Source organism: Streptomyces sp. NPDC001770 (assembly GCF_053596135.1).
The window spans coordinates 26,671-43,408 of record NZ_JBSFFN010000018.1 but is presented as its reverse complement, the minus strand read 5'-3'; the positions used below and the strand labels follow the sequence as shown (position 1 = coordinate 43,408).

The following is a 16,738-nucleotide window of genomic DNA, read 5'->3' as shown; positions in this document are numbered from 1 at the left end:
GACCGGCCTCAGGACTCGAAGGTCGCCGCCAGCGCGTCGGCCAGCCCCGGGACGAGCGCCGGGCCCGTGAGGACCTCGCTCGCGGAGTCCTTCTCCCGCAGCCGGATCGCGGACTCGCGCTTGCCGTTCCGCAGCACGGCCACGGTCATCCGGACCTCCTGCCGCTCCGGGTGCGCGGCCACCCACGCGGTCAGCTTCCTACCGCTGAGCCCTTCGGGTACGGAGGCCTCGGCGGACGGCGGCAGCATGAGCCGCTCCACCGTCAGCGCGCACCCCGCCACCCCGGCCGGCCAGGCGATCGTGGCGAGGAACTCGTCCAGCGGCTTGCCGGAGGGGATCTCCTCCTGCTCGACGGGGGTGAAGGCGGCGGGCACCTTGCCGTCCGCGCCGAGTCCGAGCTGAGCGGCGAGGCCCGGCTCCTGGACGCGCAGGCTGGCGGTGTCGACGAGGGCGAAGAGGCGGGCGGGTCGGTCCCATCCGAGGCCGGCTGTGTACTCGTCGATTTCGAGCACCGCGACGGTGAGGGGATTCGAGGCCATCGGAGGGCCTGAGGAAGAAACGTTGGGCATACCAATATCCTGCCTCCTTTCGCACCCGGAACGGGAACTAGGTAAAGCCTCCGTAAGTTGCAAGGAAGGGCTCTACGATCGCTGAGCCCGTTCCACACGACCCCGAAGTACGAGGTGCGCACGTTGGCTTTCCAGATGCCGGACCGCGGCGGAGGCCCGACCGGGCCACGGATCAGAGTCGGCCGCCCGTCCCGGCGTGCCCGTACCCTTCTCATGACGCTCGGCGTCCTCGCGGCGCTCGGTATGGCGTTCATCATGTTCGCCGGGTTCTGGACCGACTGGCTCTGGTACCGCTCGGTGTCGTACTCGTCGGTCTTCACGACGACCCTGTGGACCAAGATCGGCCTGTTCCTCGTCTTCGGGTTGCTGATGGCGCTCGCCGTCGGCCTCAACGTCTGGCTCGCCTACCGGCTCCGGCCACCGCTGAGCGCGATGTCGCTGGAGCAGCAGAGCCTGGACCGCTACCGCATGGGTGTCGCCCCGTTCAAGAAGTGGGTGCTCCTCGCGGTCACCGCGCTCATCGGGCTGATCTCCGGTGCCTCCGCCTCGGGCCAGTGGCGCACCTGGCTGATGTACGTCAACGGCGTCTCCTTCGGGCAGAAGGACCCCCAGTTCAAGCTGGACGTCTCCTTCTACGCCTTCGACCTGCCGTGGTACCGCTTCCTGCTCGGCTTCGGTTTCGCCGCGGTCGTGCTGTCGCTCATCGCCGCGGCCCTGACGCACTACCTCTACGGCGGCCTGCGGATCACCAGCCCCGGCGCCCGCGCGACCGGCGCGGCCACCGGCCACCTCTCGGTGCTGCTGGGCATCTTCGTCTCGCTGAAGGCCGTGGCGTACTGGCTCGACCGGTACGGACTGGCCGTGAAGTCCAGTGACTTCAAGGCCACCGACAACTGGACCGGCCTGCGGTACGTCGACGCAAACGCCTACCTTCCGGCGAAGACGATCCTGTTCTGCATCGCCGTCATCTGCGCCGTGCTCTTCTTCGCGACGCTCTGGCGGCGTACCTGGCAGCTCCCGGTGATCGGCTTCGGGCTGATGGTCCTCTCGGCCATCCTGATCGGCGGGCTCTACCCGGCGATCGTCCAGAAGTTCCAGGTCCAGCCGAACGAGCAGGCCAAGGAAGCCCCGTTCATCCAGAAGAACATCAAGGCCACACGCGACGCGTACGACATCGACGACGCACAGGTCGACGACTACGCGGGCAAGAGCACGGAGACCGAGGGCGCCGCGCTGCGCACCCAGGCCGACGCCGCCGCGAGTTACCGCGTGATGGACCCCAACGTCGTCTCCCCGGCGTTCCAGCAGCTCCAGCAGAAGCGGAACTACTACCAGTTCCCGGCGACGCTGGACGTGGACCGCTACGAGGAGGACGGCAAGGAGCAGGACACCGTCGTCGGTCTGCGCGAGCTCAACCTCGCGGGCCTGCCCAAGCGGAACTGGATCAACGACCACTTCACGTACACCCACGGCTACGGCGTCATCGCGGCCAAGGGCACCAGCACGGGCACCAACCCCGTCGGCTCCCCGGACTTCACCGAGTCCGGCCTGCCGACCACGGGCAAGCTCGGCGAGTACGAGCAGCGGATCTACTACGGCGAGAAGACCGAGCAGTACTCCATCGTCGGCGGGCCCCAGAAGGAGCTCGACTACGAGGACGACGGCGAGAAGACCACCAGTTACAAGGGTGACAGCGGGGTCAGCCTCGCCAGCGCCTTCAACCGCGCCGCCTACGCGGTCTCGTTCAGCGAGCCGCAGATCCTCTACTCGGGGGCCATCGGCGACGGCTCGCGGATCCTCTACAACCGCACGCCCAAGGAGCGCGTCGAGGCGGTCGCCCCGTGGCTGACCATCGACGGCGACGCCTATCCGGCGGTCGTCGACCACCGGATCCAGTGGATCGTCGACGCGTACACCACGACCAACGGCTACCCGTACGCCTCGCGTACGACGCTGGGCGACACGACGGCCGACTCGCTGACGACCAACCAGCGCGCGGTCGTCGCCCAGCAGAACCAGGTCAACTACATCCGCAACTCGGTGAAGGCCACCGTCGACGCGTACGACGGCACCGTCACGCTCTACGAGTGGGACACGAAGGACCCGGTCCTCAAGACCTGGCGCAAGGCGTTCCCCGGGACGGTGAAGGACAAGTCCGCCATCCCGAAGGAGCTCATGGACCACCTGCGGTACCCGCAGGACCTCTTCAAGGTCCAGCGGGAGCTGCTGACCCGCTACCACGTCACCAACCCCGCGCAGTTCTACAGCGGGAGTGACGCGTGGCAGGTGCCGGACGACCCGACCAACAAGGAACCGGGCTCCGTTCCGCCGTACTACCTCTCCATGAAGATGCCGGACCAGGACCAGCAGACGTTCTCGCTGACCACGACGTTCACCCCGAGAGGCCGTCCCGACCTGGGGGCGTTCATGGCGGTGGACGCCGACGCGGCCAGCGCCGACTACGGCACGATCAGACTCCTCAGAGTCACCAACACGGTGAAGGGGCCCGGGCAGGTACAGAGCGAGCTCAACGGCAACGACGACGTCGCCGAGTTCGTACGGAACCTCAAGGGAACCGACTCGGACATCGAGTACGGAAACCTGCTCACCGTGCCCCTGGACGGCGGGTTCCTCTACATCGAGCCGGTCTACACGCGCGGTGGCAACCAGAACTACCCGCTGCTGCGCAAGGTGGCCGCCTCGTTCGGATCGAAGATCGTCTTCGAGAACAGTCTCGGAGAGGCGCTGAACGCGGTCTTCGACGTGGACGGCGGTACGACCCAGCCGACCGAGCCCACCGAACCCACGAAGCCGACCGAGCCGACCAAGCCACCGGCCACCGGTGACGCGGCGCTCAAGCAGGCCATCGCGGACGCCCAGAAGGCCTACGAAGCCGCCCAGGAGGCGCTTCGGAAGCCGGACTGGCCGGCCTACGGCGAGGCCCAGGAGGACCTGCAGGACGCCCTGAAGCGGGCCGCCGAGGCCCAGTCCGGTGCGAGCGGCTCCGCGGCCGGCTCGGGCTCGGGCGGTACGGGCTCGGGCGGTACGGCCAGGGACACGGCCTCCTCGGCCGAGGGGGCCGCCGACCAGGGCAGCTGAGAAAACCCACCCCCGCGTCGTGGTACTGTTTGAACACAACGACGCGGGGTGGAGCAGCTCGGTAGCTCGCTGGGCTCATAACCCAGAGGTCGCAGGTTCAAATCCTGTCCCCGCTACTGAAAGACGAAGGCCCGGATCCACTGGATCCGGGCCTTCGTCGTGTCGTGGCGCCTTTGTGGAGAGTGGGCGTGAAGTGCGGTTCGCGGGGCACCAGTTGTCCGGGGCCGTGTTTGACTTGTCTCTCTGTGGGCATGTCGACAAAACGCTGAAGTGACCTCACTGTCCGCGATATACCAGGTGTACGCGGGTTACAGGTGGTGCGACGATGGTATTTATGGGGGACAGGGCAACTCTGTTGGAGACAGGGCGGTTTGTGCAACGGCGGACACGGGGCCCCAAGGGGGTGCCGGCCGCGGCGTCGGCCGTGGTCACCGCCGGGGCGGCGGGGGCCGCCGAGCAGGCCGTGAACAGCGACGACTTCACCACCGGGGCCACCGAGACGACGGGGGTCACCGTCACGCCAGGAAGCACGGACACCACAGCCGGGGCCTCGGGCACGGCCGGCATCACCGGGGCCAGGGACTCCGTGGACGCCGGGACCGCCGAGGACACCGCCGACGCGATCGGCACCACCGAGACCGCCGAGTCCGCGGAGGCCGAGGAGCGCCACCGGCGTGCCGCCGACGCGGGCGACACCGCCTCGATGAGCGTCGTCGGCGCGCTGCTGCTGCGCCGGGGCGAACTCGACGCCGCCGAACCCTATCTGCGCGGCGCCACCGCCGACGGGGACCGGGCTGCCGCCAACAACCTCGGCGTCCTGTTGCACCAGCGCGGCTACCCGGACGAAGCGGCCGGCTGGTGGCGCATCGCGGCCGTCGCCGGTTCCGCCTCCGCCGCGCACGCGCTCGGCCGCCACCTGCGCGAGCGGGGCGACGAGCCGGGCGCCGAGTACTGGCTGCGCCAGTCCGCCGAACAGGGCCACGCGCTGGGCGCCTACGCCCTCGCCGACCTGCTGGAGCACCGCAGCGACGTGGGCGCCGAACGCTGGCTGCGCGCCGCCGCCGAGCAGGGGCACCGGGAGGCCGCGTACCGCCTGGCCCGGACCATCGAGCGCAACGCCGTCGAGGACCCGCACCAGGCCTTCGGGCTCGGGCGGATGCGCGCCGAGGCCGTCGAGCCCCCGGTGAACGCCGTCGGTGCCCCCGGTGACGGCCCGGTCGCGGGCCCCGCCGAGGGACGCGTCGGCGAGGCCGAGCAGTGGTACCGGCAGGCGGCGGCCCGGGGCCACCGCCGCGCCGCCCTGCACCTCGGCGCCATCCTGGAGCGGCGCGGCGAGCTCAAGGAGGCCGGGCGCTGGTACCTCACCTCCGCACGGGCCGGCGAGGCACGCGCCGCGTGCGCCCTCGCCTTCCTGCTCCGTGACGTCGGCGACGTGGAGAGCGCCGCCGTGTGGTGGCTGCGCGCCGCGCAGGAGGGCGACGGCAACGCCGCCAACGCGCTGGGCGCCCTGCACGCCGACCGGGGCGAGCCGCAGACCGCCGAGCGGTGGTACCGGGCCGCCCTGGACGCGGGCGACGTGAACGGGGCGTACAACCTCGGGCTGCTCTGCGCCGCCCAGGACCGCACCCCGCAGGCCGAGCAGTGGTACCGCCGGGCCGCCTACGCGGGCCACCGCGAGGCGTCCAACGCGCTCGCCGTACTCCTCCTCCAGGCCGGGGACGCGACCGGCGCCGAACCCTGGTTCTCCAAGGCGGCCGAGGCGGGCAGCGTGGACGCCGCCTTCAACCTCGGCATCCTGCACGCCGGCCGGGACGAGGACCTCGCGGCGCTGAGCTGGTACAAGCGCGCGGCGGCCGCCGGCCACACCGACGCGGCGCTCCAGGTCGCCATGGCGCTGCTGCGCAAGGGCGAGGACCAGGAGGCCGAACGCCATCTGCGTACCGCCGCAGGCGGGGGCAGCGCCGAGGCCGCCTTCCGGCTGGCGGGGGTCCTCGACGCCCGGCGCCCGCCGCGCGCGACGCCGGTGCTCGGCGAGCCGATGCCGGAGAAGACCGAGTGCGAGGAGTGGTACGAGCGCGCCGCCGAGCAGGGCCACCGCCGCGCCCAGGTCCGGGTCGGCATGCTCTGCGCCGCCCGCGGCGACGTGGAGAGCGCCGCACGCTGGTACCGCGAGGCCGCCGAGGCGGGCAGCCGCAACGGGGCCTTCAACCTCGGACTGCTGCTGGCCCGCGAGGGCAGTGAGCGCGAGGCGGCCCTCTGGTGGAGCCGCGCCGCCAACGACGGCCACGGCCGGGCGGCGCTCCGCCTCGCGCTGCTCGCCGCCCGCCGGGGCGAGCTCACGGAGGGGCAGCGCTGGTGCGCCCGGGCGGTCGAGCTGGGGCCCGCCGAGGTCGCGGAGCGCGCCGCCCGACTCCAGGAAGCGCTGCACCAGGAGCTCACCGCGTAAGGGGGTGTCTGCCGGGGCGCGTCGCGCGCCCCGGCAGGTACCCCCTGCTGAATGGATTTGCCACGGCCGACCGGGTGACGTAATGTTGCATTCAACGACGCGGGGTGGAGCAGCTCGGTAGCTCGCTGGGCTCATAACCCAGAGGTCGCAGGTTCAAATCCTGTCCCCGCTACTGAAAGACGAAGGCCCGGATCCAGTGGATCCGGGCCTTCGTCGTGTCCGCGTACGCGCGCACCCGCGAGAGACCGGCCGGTGAGGAACCCCGGCCGGTCGTGGTGGGTCGATCAGGCGGTCGTCGACGCGCAGTTCGGACAGAGGCCGCGGTACGTCACCTCGACGCCCGACACCGTGAAGCCGAAGCGCTCCTCGGCCGGCAGATCCGCCAGCGGGTTGCCGGTCGGGTGGACGTCGCGGATCGCTCCGCAGCCCGCGCAGACCAGGTGGTGGTGCGGCCGGCGGGCGTTCGGGTCGTACCGCTTGGCGCGGCGGTCCGTGGAGACCTCCAGCACCTCGCCGAGCGACACCATCTCGCCCAGGGTGTTGTAGACGGTCGCCCGGGAGATCTCGGGCAGGCGGTCCACGGCCCTCGCGTGCACCTCGTCGGCCGTCAGGTGCACGTGTTCGCCGTCGAGGACCTCGGCGACCACGCGGCGCTGCGCCGTCATGCGCCAGCCGCGTCCACGGAGTCGTTCCAGCAGGTCACTCATGACATCAGCGTAACAGTGAGGGGAAGCGAGTCCCGAACTGATGTGACTTTGGATGTTTGCTTGACTTGGACAAAGTCCATTGTAGGATTAAATCCGGCAGGAGTCGAGGAACGGCCGTGCGTGCCGCCGGGAGACGGCGGGCGCGCGGCGCACATCACGCCAGGAGGCGCACGTGACGCAGGGACCGCTCACCACGGAGGCCGGAGCGCCGGTCGCCGACAACCAGAACAGCGAGACGGCGGGCATCGGCGGTCCGGTCCTCGTGCAGGACCAGGCGCTGCTGGAGAAGCTCGCCCACTTCAACCGGGAGCGCATCCCGGAGCGCGTGGTGCACGCCCGCGGCGCCGGCGCGTACGGCACCTTCACGCTGACCCGCGACGTCTCGCAGTGGACGCGCGCCGCGTTTCTCTCCGAGGTCGGCAAGGAGACGGAGACCTTCCTCCGCTTCTCGACCGTCGCCGGGAACCTCGGCTCGGCCGATGCCGTACGCGACCCCCGCGGCTTCGCGCTGAAGTTCTACACCGAAGAGGGCAACTACGACCTCGTCGGCAACAACACGCCGGTGTTCTTCATCAAGGACGCCATCAAGTTCCCCGACTTCATCCACACCCAGAAGCGCGACCCGTACACCGGCTCGCAGGAGGCGGACAACGTCTGGGACTTCTGGGGCCTGTCGCCCGAGTCGACCCACCAGGTCACCTGGCTCTTCGGCGACCGGGGGATACCGGCCACCCTGCGCCACATGAACGGGTACGGATCGCACACCTACCAGTGGAACAACGAGGCCGGCGAGGTCTTCTGGGTCAAGTACCACTTCAAGACCGACCAGGGCATCGAGAACCTCACCACCGACGAGGCCAACCGTCTCTCCGGCGTCGACCCCGACAGCCACCAGCGCGACCTGCGCGAGGCCATCGAGCGCGGCGACTTCCCGTCCTGGACCGTGCAGGTGCAGATCATGCCCGCGGCGGACGCGGCGACCTACCGCTTCAACCCGTTCGACCTCACCAAGGTGTGGCCGCACGGGGACTACCCGCCGGTCGAGATCGGAAAGCTGGAGCTCAACCGCAACCCGGAGAACATCTTCGCCGAGGTCGAGCAGTCCGTCTTCAGCCCCGCGCACTTCGTGCCCGGCATCGGCCCGTCCCCGGACAAGATGCTCCAGGGCCGCCTCTTCGCCTACGGCGACGCCCATCGCTACCGCGTCGGCATCAACGCCGACCACCTTCCGGTGAACCGCCCGCACGCCACCGAGGCGCGGACCAACAGCCGTGACGGCCACCTCTACGACGGCCGTCACGCCGGTTCGAAGAACTACGAGCCGAACAGCTTCGGCGGCCCGGCCCAGACCGGCCGGCCGCTCTGGCAGCCCGTCCCGGTCGACGGCACCACCGGCAGCCACGAGGCGCCGCGCCACGCCGAGGACGACGACTTCGTGCAGGCGGGCAACCTCTACCGGCTGCTCTCCGAGGACGAGAAGACGCGGCTGATCGACAACCTCGCCCAGTTCATCGCCAAGGTCTCGCGCGACGGGATCGCCGAGCGCGCGGTGAACAACTTCCGCCAGGCCGACGCGGACTTCGGCAAGCGGCTGGAGGACGCGGTCCGGACCCTGCGCGCCTGACCACCCATCGCATGGCACCGCATCGCGTGTGCGAGGACGGGCCGGACACCACGCACGGGTGTCCGGCCCGTCCTGCTGCCGCCTCCGCCGGGTGCGGCGGAACGGTCAGCCGGCCAGCTCGACCGGGTGGCGGCGCACCGGGGCCCAGCAGCGGATGATGTCGCGGACCGAGACCAGCCCGACCGGGCCGTCGTCGTTCAGCACGATCAGATGGCGGAACCCGCCGTGCGTCATGGCCTCGGCGGCCTCCTCCAGCGTCCAGGTGGGGGCGGCGAAGACCACGTCCGTGGTGGTGTGGCCGGCTACCGCCTCCCGGTCGGGGTCCTGGCCGAGCCCGACCGCGTCGAGGACGTCGCGTTCGGTGATGATGCCGACTCCGCAGGTGTCCGGGTCGTGGACGACGGCGGCCCCGACGCGGCGGGCCGACATCAGCGCGGCTGCCTGGCGGAGTGTGTGGGTGGGGCCGATGGTGAGCACCACGGTGGTCATGGCGTCTCGGACCAGCATGACGGGGGCACCTCCTTGGTGGACCGGCCGGAACGTGAGCCGATTCACAAGTTCACAAGCGGGGGTTTCAGGATGGCACCCCGCCCGGGACCCGACAAGGGGTGCGCGAGGCGGCCACAGGGCGTGCGCGCGCACACCCCACGGCCCCCGGGCGCCCCGGGCGCTCCGCCGACCGGGTCGGTACCCCCTGGCCCGGCGGTGCGACCTTCAGTAGCGCTGGTTGAGATAGCCCAGCAGTTCGTCATGGAGCAGGCCGTTCGACGCGGCCGCGTTGCCGCCGCCCGGACCGGGGACGCCGTCCAGGCCGGTGAAGCTGCCGCCGGCCTCCTGCACCACGATCGCGGTGGCCGCCATGTCCCAGAGCGACAGCTCGGGCTCCGCGCACATGTCCACGGCACCCTCGGCGACCATCATGTACGACCAGAAGTCGCCGTATCCCCGCGTCCGCCAGCAGGCCCGCGACAGGTCGAGGAAGCCGTCCAGCCGCCCCTGCTCCTCCCAGCCGGTCAGCGAGGAGTACGCGAAGGAGGCGTCCGAGATCTGCCCGACCTGCGAGACCTGGAGCCGGGTCGCGGCGGTGAGGCTGCGGCCGGAGAACGCGCCGGCCCCCTTCTCGGCCCACCAGCGCCGGTTGAGCGCGGGCGCGGAGACCACGCCGACCACCGGCTGGAAGCCGTCCTCGCCCGCCTCCATCAGCGAGATCAGGGTCGCCCAGACCGGCACCCCGCGCACGTAGTTCTTGGTGCCGTCGATCGGATCGATCACCCAGCGCCGGGGGCCGGTGCCCTCCAGCCCGTACTCCTCGCCCAGGATCGCGTCGCGCGGGCGGGCCCGGTGCAGATGGCCGCGGATCAGCTCCTCGGCGGCCTTGTCGGCCTCGCTCACCGGAGTCATGTCCGGTTTGGTCTCCACCTTGAGGTCGAGAGCCTTGAACCGGTCCATCGTCGCCGCGTCGGCGGCGTCCGCCAGTACGTGGGCGAGACGCAGATCATCGTGGTAGTCGGGCATGGCGTCACAGTATCCAGCCAGGTCCGAGCGGGGCCACACGGCCCGGCGCCACCCGGTCGGCGCACAGGTCTCCGCAGCGTTCAGTGCGCCGAGCCGGAGAGCTGGAGGCCGATCACGCCGATGATCACCAGCGAGATCGAGACGAGCTTCAGTACGGACACCACGTCGTCCAGGAAGACCATGCCGTAGATCGCCGTACCGGCGGCCCCGATGCCGGTCCACACCGCGTAGGCGGGGCCCACGTCGAGCTTCCGGAGCGAGAGGGTCAACAGGCCGAAACTGGCGAGCGCGAACGCGGCGAACGCGATCGTCGGCCAGAGCCGGGTGAAGCCGTGCGAGAGCTTCAGACACACGGCGAAGCCGGTCTCCAGCAGTCCTGCGACCACGACCAGCAGCCACGCCATCGTCCGTAGTCCTCCGCCTCGGTGACCGGTCCGCCTGCTCGCTGCGATTATGCCCCTACCACCGTCGCACGGTCGCAAACGTGCGCGAGTCGCGGCGGCGCTCCCCGGCGAACCCGGGCCTCAGTCGCCCTCGCGCCGTTCGCGCGTCGCCAGCAGCCGGCGCAGCGAGTAGAGCCGAGCCGGGTCGGCGTGTCCGCCGGCCACCCACGCGTCGAGCGCGCACTCCGGCGCGTTGTCGTCGTGGGTGCAGCCGCGCGGGCAGTCCTCGGTGCCGGGCTGGAGGTCGGGAAACGCGTTGATCACCCGGGACGGGTCGATGTGGTGCAGCCCGAACGAGCGCACGCCCGGGGTGTCGACCACCCACCCCATGCCGTCGGGCAGCGGCAGCGCCAGCGCGGACGTGGTGGTGTGCCGGCCCCGCCCGGTGACCGCGTTGACATGACCCGTCGTACGCCGCCGGTCCTCCGGCACCAACGCGTTGACCAGCGTGGTCTTGCCGACCCCGGAGTGCCCGACGAAGGCGGTGATCCTGCCGTTCAGCTGCTCGCGCACCCGGTCGGCCGCGTCGCCGTTCGCCAGCTCGTCCCGGTTGGTGACGATGAACGGCACACCCAGCGGGGTGTACGCCTCCAGGAGCTTGTCCGGGGAGGCCAGGTCGGACTTGGTGAGCACCAGGAGCGGGGTCAGCCCGCCGTCGTACGCGGCGACGAGGCACCGGTCGATCATGCGCGGGCGCGGTTCCGGGTCGGCGAGCGCCGTGACGATGGCGAGCTGGTCGGCGTTGGCCACCACCACCCGCTCGAACGGGTCGTCGTCGTCGGCCGTGCGCCGGAGCACCGAGCGGCGCTCGCCGATGCGGACGATCCGCGCCAGGGTGTCCTTGTCGCCGGAGAGGTCCCCGACGATCGACACGGTGTCGCCGACCACGGCGGCCTTGCGGCCCAGCTCGCGGGCCTTCATCGCGACGACCGTACGCCCCTCGACGAGGCAGGTCAGCCGGCCCCGGTCGACCGTGAGGACCATGCCGTCCTCGGCGTCCTCGTGCTTGGGCCGGGTGTGGGTGCGGGGGCGGTTGCCCTTGCGGTTCGGGCGGACGCGGATGTCGTCCTCGTCGGGGTTCTTCCCGTAGCGGCGCATTCTCTAGGCCCCGGCACCGAGCATGCCGGTCCACATGTCCGGGAAGTCCGGCAGGGTCTTCGCGGTCGTCCCCACGTTCTCGATCTCCACTCCGGGCACCACCAGGCCGATGATCGCGCCCGCCGTCGCCATCCGGTGGTCGTCGTACGTGTGGAACACCCCGCCGCGCAACGGGCGCGGCCGGATGTGCAGCCCGTCCGCAGTCTCGGTGACGTCGCCGCCGAGCTCGTTGATCTCCTTGGTGAGCGCCGCCAGCCGGTCCGTCTCGTGCAGCCGCAGATGGGCGACCCCGCGCAGCGTGGACGGGGAGTCGGCGAGCGCCGCGACGGCCGCGATGCCCGGCGTCAGCTCGCCGACCTCGCTCAGGTCCGCGTCGATGCCGTGGACGCGTCCCGAACCCGTGAAGGTGAGGCCCTGCGGAGTCAGCTCGCAGGAACCGCCCATCGCCGTGAACAGCTCGCGCAGCGCGTCCCCGGGCTGCGTGGTGCGCTCCGGCCAGTCGCGTACGGTGACGCGCCCGCCGGTCACCAGGGCGGCGGCCAGGAAGGGCTGGGCGTTGGAGAGGTCGGGCTCGACGGTCAGGTCGCGGCCGAGCAGCGCGGAGGGGGAGACCCGCCAGACGTCCGGCTCGCCGCCCGTCTCCGGCTCGTCCACCTGGGCGCCGACCGCGCGCAGCATCTCCACGGTCATCCGGATGTGCGGCATCGACGGCAGCGACGAGCCCACGTGCCGTACCTCCACGCCCTGGTTGAACCGGGGGGCGGAGAGCAGCAGCGCGGAGACGAACTGCGAGGAGGCCGAGGCGTCGATGCGTACCGGACCGCCCTCCAGCGCACCCGCGCCGTGCACCGTCAGCGGGAGCGAGCCGCGCCCGCCGTCCTCGATCCGGGCACCGAGCGCCCGCAGCGCGTCGATGACGCCGTGCAGCGGACGCTCGTAGGAACGCGGGTCGCCGTCGAAGTGGACCGGGCCGTCCGCGAGCGTGGCGACCGGGGGCAGGAAGCGCATGACCGTACCGGCGTTGCCGACGTCGACGGTGACCGGGCCGTGCAGCCCGGCCGGGATGACCCGCCACGCCTCGCCCGTGACGTCCGGGCCGCCGGTGGCCGACGAGCTCGACGAGACCGTCTCCTCGATGCCGACGCCCATCGCGCGCAGCGCCTGGGCCATCAGCAGGGTGTCGCGCGAGCGCAGCGGCCGGCGCAGCCAGCCGGGCTCGGCGGCGAGGGCGGCCAGGACCAGCGCGCGGTTGGTGACCGACTTGGAACCGGGCACGGTGACGGTCGCGTCGACGGGGCCGCTCGCGTAGGGGGCGGGCCAGAGGGCGGGGTGCACGGAACTTTCGGTCATGCCCTCACTTTAGGGCCTCTCGTCCGGCCCGTGCCGGTGGCGAGGGGCGGGGGGCCGGACGAGAGGCCCTGAGGGCCGGTCCGGCAAGCGGCTCCCGGACGGGCCGGGCCCCGGGCCCCGCACGCGCCGGTCAGACCCCCAGCAGCCAGCGTCCGCCGCCGATGAGCGAGCAGAGCGACACCGCGTGGAAGAGGAACACCCAGAGCCAGGCCGGGGCGTCCGTCAGCCGGGCCAGCTGGTCGGCGTCGGAGTCGGGAGCGCCGCCGTGCCGCCGCTTGGACTGGAGCTCGAAGACCGGCCGGACCCCGCCCATCAGCAGGAACCAGACCACCGCGTACGCGAACGCCGACTGCACGGCGGCCGAGGTCAGCCAGGAGACCAGCAGGAAGAGGGAGCCCGTGAAGATCACGGTCAGCGCCCCGTAGAGATTGCGGATCATCACCAGCATCACCGCGAGCAGCGCGGTGGCCAGCCACAGCAGCAGTGTGATGCGGCCGTTGGTCAGCAGCCAGGCGCCGCCGAGGCCGAGCAGCGAGGGCGCGGTGTAGCCGGCCGCGGCGGTGAGGATCATGCCGATGCCGGTCGGCTTGCCCCGGCTGACGGTCAGCCCGCTGGTGTCCGAGTGCAGCCGGATGCCGGAGAGCTGCCGCCCGGTGAGCAGGGCGATCAGCCCGTGGCCGCCCTCGTGGGCGATGGTGACCGAGTTGCGGGTCAGCCGCCACAGCACGCCCGGCACGACGGCGACGAGCGCGGCGGCCGCGGTCACCACCACCAGCCACTGCTCCGGCGCGGGCTGGGTGCCGAACACCCGGTCCCACAGGGCACCCAGTTCGTTGCTGTCCATTGCGGCTGGGACTCCTTGCGGCGGGGGCGGGGTTTCGTGGCAGGCTGGCAGACATGTGCGGACGTTATGCGGCGAGCCGGCGGCCCGAGGACCTGACGGGACTCTTCCAGGTGGAGCGGTGGGACCCGGACGAGACCCTGGACCCCGACTGGAACGTGGCGCCGACCAAGGAGGTCTACGCCGTACTCGAGCGTCCCCTGAAAGACGCGGCGGACCGCCGTCCGGTTCGCCAGCTCCGTACCCTCAAGTGGGGCCTCGTACCCTCCTGGTCCAAGACGCCGGAGGGCGCCGCGCGGATGATCAACGCCCGCGCCGAGACCGTCCACGAGAAGCCCTCCTTCCGCAAGGCCTTCCTCCAGCGCCGCTGCATCCTCCCCGCCGACGGCTACTACGAGTGGATGACCGGCGCCGACGAGCGGCAGCTGGAGGAGCAGGGGAAGAAGAAGCGGCCCCGCAAGCAGCCCTACTTCGTGACCCCCGCCGACGGGTCCGTCTTCGCGATGGCCGGGATCTACGAGTTCTGGCGCGACGCCACCCTCCCGCCCGACCACCCGCGGGCGTGGTGGGCGACCTGCTCCGTGCTCACCACGGAGGCGGAGACCACCCCGCTCGCCGTCGCCCCCGCCGAGGGCCCGTCCGCACTCGCCGACATCCACCCCCGGATGCCCCTGATGCTGACGCCCGACCGCTGGGACGCCTGGCTCGACCCCGCGCGCACCGACAGCGAGGAACTGCGCGCGCTGACCGCCCCGCCCGAGGGTGGACTGATGCGCGCCCATCCCGTCGCCACCGCCGTCAGCAACGTCCGCAACAACGGTCCCGAACTCCAGGAGGAGCTGGCCGCGCCCGAGGAGGCCACGCTGTTCTGACGGCGGGCCGGGCACCGGCAGGATGGGGCCCATGAGCAGCGAGCGAAACGCCCGGACCGGGCGGCCCGTCACCGTCACCACCCCCGCGGGGGAGGCCCGGATCACGTGGTTCCCCGCGCCCGGTGCCCGGCTGGTGCTGGCCCTCGGCCACGGTGCCGGCGGCGGCATCGAGGCGCGGGACCTGGCGGCCCTGGCCGCCGCCGCACCCGGGCACGGGGTGAGCGTCGCCCTGGTGGAGCAGCCCTGGCGGGTCGCGGGCAAGAAGGTCGCCCCGGCCCCGAAGACCCTGGACACCGGCTGGCGGGCCCTCTGGCCGGAGCTGGCCGCCCCCGGCCTGCCGGTCGTCGCGGGCGGGCGCAGTGCCGGGGCACGGGTCGCCTGCCGCACGGCCGGCGAGCTCGGCGCCCACGCCGTCCTCGCACTCAGCTTCCCGCTGCACCCGCCGGGCAGGCCCGAGAAGTCCCGCGCCGGCGAACTGCTGGGCACCGGAGTCCCCACCCTGGTGGCGCAGGGCGGCAACGACCCCTTCGGGCGCCCCGCCGAATTCCCCTCCGGTACGTACGAGATGGCCGAGGTCCCGCACGGCGACCACGGCTTCGCGGTGCCGCGGCGCTCGGGCCTGACGGAGGCCCAGGCGATGGAGATCCTGGCCGGCGCCGTCACCGGCTGGCTGGACCGGCTTCCCGGCTGAGCCGGCCGGCCCTCCGGCGAGTGGTCCCTGTCACACCCCGCCACGGGCCCACGGGCGTGGGGAATGCGGGCCGAGGGGCCGCTGTTGTTCGGTACATCGGCGCCCGGTACGCCGAGGCGATCGGTACACCGGCACCTCCGGTACACCGGCACACGTCTTTTCTGGTTGTGGAGAGGGAGTCCGTCGCATGGGTTCGACCATCTGCCCGCGTCGCTCGAACGCCGCGGATCTGGAGTGGACGGTGCTCCACGCACCGAAGAGCACTCCCGGGCGCGTGCCGGGCGGAAGCGATCGACCGTACGCGCGGAACCAAGGTCGACTATTCTCCGAGGCGAGCGGGTCCGGTTTCGGCCCCGCAACAGCGTTGGAGGAGGTGGGTCCGGTCACTGGTAACGACACAGGGACCGACGACGGCCGCCCGGAGGAGACGACGGACGAGCGGAACGCACGTTTCGAGCGGGACGCGCTCGTCTTTCTCGACCAGATGTACTCCGCGGCGCTGCGCATGACGCGCAACCCCGCGGACGCCGAGGACCTGGTCCAGGAGACCTACGCGAAGGCGTACGGCTCCTTCCACCAGTTCCGCGAGGGCACCAACCTCAAGGCGTGGATGTACCGCATTCTCACCAATACCTTCATCAACTCGTACCGCAAGAAGCAGCGTGAGCCCCAGCGAAGCGCCGCCGAGGAGATCGAGGACTGGCAGCTGGCGCGGGCCGAGTCGCACATGTCGACCGGGCTGCGATCGGCCGAGTCCCAGGCCCTCGACCACCTCCCGGACTCCGACGTGAAGTCGGCGCTCCAGGCGATCCCCGAGGAATTCCGCATAGCGGTCTATCTCGCGGACGTCGAGGGCTTTGCCTACAAGGAGATCGCGGACATCATGGGGACTCCCATCGGTACGGTGATGTCCCGACTGCACCGCGGACGCCGCCAGCTGCGCGGCATGCTGGAGGACTACGCCCGCGAGCGCGGGCTGGTTCCCGCCGGCGCCGGTGAGTCGGACGATCGGAAAGGCTCGGCCTCATGAGCTGCGGAGAGCCGCACGAGACGGACTGCTCAGAGGTTCTCGACCATCTCTACGAGTTCCTCGACCACGAGATGCCCGAGGGCGACTGCACCAAGTTCGAGACGCACTTCGGTGAGTGCTCCCCGTGCCTGGAGAAGTACGGCCTGGAGCAGGCCGTGAAGAAGCTGGTCAAGCGCTGCTGCGGTCAGGACGACGTCCCGACCGACCTGCGCTCGAAGGTGATGGGACGGATCGACCTGATCCGCTCCGGCCAGGCCGTGCCGGACCAGGACGTGTCGCTGGGCGACACGGGCCGTCCGGCGGCCAACGCCGAATAGCCGAACAGCGAGAACGACGCCCGGGAGGCGCACCGCGCGGGACGCGGTGCGCCTCCCGGCCGTTCCGGGGGCGTACCGGTGGACGCCCGCCCGGTGAGGGCTTGAGGGGAAGCAACACCTCGATTCCCTGCGAGCC

15 protein-coding genes and 2 tRNA genes are annotated in these 16,738 nt (G+C 71.5%); 9 read left to right on the top strand and 8 right to left on the bottom strand.

The features are described 5' to 3' along the window. Positions 1–8: 8 nt before the first annotated feature. Positions 9–569, bottom strand: a complete 561-nt coding sequence (locus ACWCSV_RS17835) for a PPA1309 family protein (protein WP_451143182.1) — start codon at positions 567–569, stop codon at positions 9–11. A 135-nt stretch (positions 570–704) separates the two neighbouring features. Between ACWCSV_RS17835 and ACWCSV_RS17830 the strand changes: the two genes are divergently transcribed. The 4 genes from ACWCSV_RS17830 (at position 705) to ACWCSV_RS17815 (ending at position 6,286) form a co-directional block, all read left to right on the top strand. After that, the gene (locus tag ACWCSV_RS17830; protein ID WP_451143336.1) at positions 705–3,668 is read left to right on the top strand and encodes a UPF0182 family membrane protein; all 2,964 of its coding nucleotides are present in this window, start codon (positions 705–707) and stop codon (positions 3,666–3,668) included. A 42-nt stretch (positions 3,669–3,710) separates the two neighbouring features. Further along, positions 3,711–3,784 (top strand) — tRNA-Met (locus tag ACWCSV_RS17825). 209 nt (positions 3,785–3,993) lie between these two features. Then, positions 3,994–6,114: a tetratricopeptide repeat protein gene (locus ACWCSV_RS17820; RefSeq protein ID WP_451143180.1), complete on the top strand. Its 2,121-nt coding sequence runs from the start codon at positions 3,994–3,996 to the stop codon at positions 6,112–6,114. A gap of 98 nt (positions 6,115–6,212) precedes the next feature. Then, positions 6,213–6,286: transfer RNA gene (locus ACWCSV_RS17815), tRNA-Met, on the top strand. A gap of 112 nt (positions 6,287–6,398) precedes the next feature. On the opposite strand, the gene ACWCSV_RS17810 is transcribed toward ACWCSV_RS17815, so the two are convergent. Then, on the bottom strand, positions 6,399–6,821 hold the full coding sequence (locus ACWCSV_RS17810; RefSeq protein ID WP_451143178.1) for a Fur family transcriptional regulator: 423 nt from the start codon (positions 6,819–6,821) through the stop codon (positions 6,399–6,401). Between the two features lie 172 nt (positions 6,822–6,993). Here ACWCSV_RS17810 and ACWCSV_RS17805 point away from each other — a divergent pair, with 172 nt between their 5' ends. Next, positions 6,994–8,445, top strand: coding sequence for a catalase (locus ACWCSV_RS17805; protein ID WP_451143176.1), 1,452 nt, complete (start codon positions 6,994–6,996; stop codon positions 8,443–8,445). 105 nt (positions 8,446–8,550) lie between these two features. Here ACWCSV_RS17805 and ACWCSV_RS17800 read toward each other — a convergent pair whose 3' ends face one another. The 6 genes from ACWCSV_RS17800 to ACWCSV_RS17775 form a co-directional block, all read right to left on the bottom strand. Further along, positions 8,551–8,952: a CBS domain-containing protein gene (locus tag ACWCSV_RS17800; RefSeq protein WP_451143174.1), complete on the bottom strand. Its 402-nt coding sequence runs from the start codon at positions 8,950–8,952 to the stop codon at positions 8,551–8,553. A 207-nt stretch (positions 8,953–9,159) separates the two neighbouring features. After that, positions 9,160–9,960 (bottom strand): histidinol-phosphatase, encoded by an 801-nt coding sequence (hisN, locus tag ACWCSV_RS17795; protein ID WP_451143172.1) that lies wholly within the window; start codon positions 9,958–9,960, stop codon positions 9,160–9,162. An 80-nt stretch (positions 9,961–10,040) separates the two neighbouring features. Next, positions 10,041–10,364 (bottom strand): DMT family transporter, encoded by a 324-nt coding sequence (locus tag ACWCSV_RS17790; protein WP_327177888.1) that lies wholly within the window; start codon positions 10,362–10,364, stop codon positions 10,041–10,043. Between the two features lie 120 nt (positions 10,365–10,484). Further along, on the bottom strand, positions 10,485–11,501 hold the full coding sequence (gene rsgA / locus ACWCSV_RS17785; protein ID WP_451143170.1) for a ribosome small subunit-dependent GTPase A: 1,017 nt from the start codon (positions 11,499–11,501) through the stop codon (positions 10,485–10,487). Between the two features lie 3 nt (positions 11,502–11,504). Continuing rightward, positions 11,505–12,851, bottom strand: coding sequence for a 3-phosphoshikimate 1-carboxyvinyltransferase (gene aroA, locus ACWCSV_RS17780; protein WP_451143168.1), 1,347 nt, complete (start codon positions 12,849–12,851; stop codon positions 11,505–11,507). Between the two features lie 130 nt (positions 12,852–12,981). Further along, positions 12,982–13,695, bottom strand: coding sequence for a M50 family metallopeptidase (locus tag ACWCSV_RS17775; RefSeq protein WP_451143166.1), 714 nt, complete (start codon positions 13,693–13,695; stop codon positions 12,982–12,984). Positions 13,696–13,748: 53 nt separating this feature from the next. On the opposite strand from ACWCSV_RS17775, the gene ACWCSV_RS17770 reads away from it, so the two are divergent. From ACWCSV_RS17770 to rsrA, 4 genes are all read left to right on the top strand, one after another. Then, positions 13,749–14,564, top strand: coding sequence for an SOS response-associated peptidase (locus ACWCSV_RS17770; RefSeq protein ID WP_451143164.1), 816 nt, complete (start codon positions 13,749–13,751; stop codon positions 14,562–14,564). Positions 14,565–14,595: 31 nt separating this feature from the next. Next, positions 14,596–15,255, top strand: a complete 660-nt coding sequence (locus ACWCSV_RS17765; RefSeq protein ID WP_451143162.1) for an alpha/beta hydrolase family protein — start codon at positions 14,596–14,598, stop codon at positions 15,253–15,255. 373 nt (positions 15,256–15,628) lie between these two features. Then, the gene (locus tag ACWCSV_RS17760) at positions 15,629–16,285 is read left to right on the top strand and encodes a sigma-70 family RNA polymerase sigma factor (RefSeq protein ID WP_266708915.1); all 657 of its coding nucleotides are present in this window, start codon (positions 15,629–15,631) and stop codon (positions 16,283–16,285) included. After that, on the top strand, positions 16,282–16,602 hold the full coding sequence (gene rsrA, locus ACWCSV_RS17755) for a mycothiol system anti-sigma-R factor (protein WP_451143160.1): 321 nt from the start codon (positions 16,282–16,284) through the stop codon (positions 16,600–16,602). Before ACWCSV_RS17760 ends, rsrA begins: the two co-directional genes overlap by 4 nt. The last annotated feature ends 136 nt before the right edge of the window (positions 16,603–16,738 follow it).

Bases quoted from the DNA above. Each gene is read 5' to 3' on its own strand.
- rsrA (WP_451143160.1), top strand. From the start codon at position 16,282: ATGAGCTGCGGAGAGCCGCACGAGACGGACTGCTCAGAGGTTCTCGAC.
- ACWCSV_RS17830 (WP_451143336.1), top strand. From the start codon at position 705: ATGCCGGACCGCGGCGGAGGCCCGACCGGGCCACGGATCAGAGTCGGC.
- ACWCSV_RS17800 (WP_451143174.1), bottom strand. From the start codon at position 8,952: ATGCTGGTCCGAGACGCCATGACCACCGTGGTGCTCACCATCGGCCCC.
- ACWCSV_RS17775 (WP_451143166.1), bottom strand. From the start codon at position 13,695: ATGGACAGCAACGAACTGGGTGCCCTGTGGGACCGGGTGTTCGGCACC.
- ACWCSV_RS17835 (WP_451143182.1), bottom strand. From the start codon at position 569: ATGCCCAACGTTTCTTCCTCAGGCCCTCCGATGGCCTCGAATCCCCTC.
- ACWCSV_RS17765 (WP_451143162.1), top strand. From the start codon at position 14,596: ATGAGCAGCGAGCGAAACGCCCGGACCGGGCGGCCCGTCACCGTCACC.
- ACWCSV_RS17810 (WP_451143178.1), bottom strand. From the start codon at position 6,821: ATGAGTGACCTGCTGGAACGACTCCGTGGACGCGGCTGGCGCATGACG.
- rsgA (WP_451143170.1), bottom strand. From the start codon at position 11,501: ATGCGCCGCTACGGGAAGAACCCCGACGAGGACGACATCCGCGTCCGC.
- ACWCSV_RS17820 (WP_451143180.1), top strand. From the start codon at position 3,994: ATGGTATTTATGGGGGACAGGGCAACTCTGTTGGAGACAGGGCGGTTT.
- ACWCSV_RS17770 (WP_451143164.1), top strand. From the start codon at position 13,749: ATGTGCGGACGTTATGCGGCGAGCCGGCGGCCCGAGGACCTGACGGGA.
- ACWCSV_RS17790 (WP_327177888.1), bottom strand. From the start codon at position 10,364: ATGGCGTGGCTGCTGGTCGTGGTCGCAGGACTGCTGGAGACCGGCTTC.
- aroA (WP_451143168.1), bottom strand. From the start codon at position 12,851: ATGACCGAAAGTTCCGTGCACCCCGCCCTCTGGCCCGCCCCCTACGCG.
- hisN (WP_451143172.1), bottom strand. From the start codon at position 9,960: ATGCCCGACTACCACGATGATCTGCGTCTCGCCCACGTACTGGCGGAC.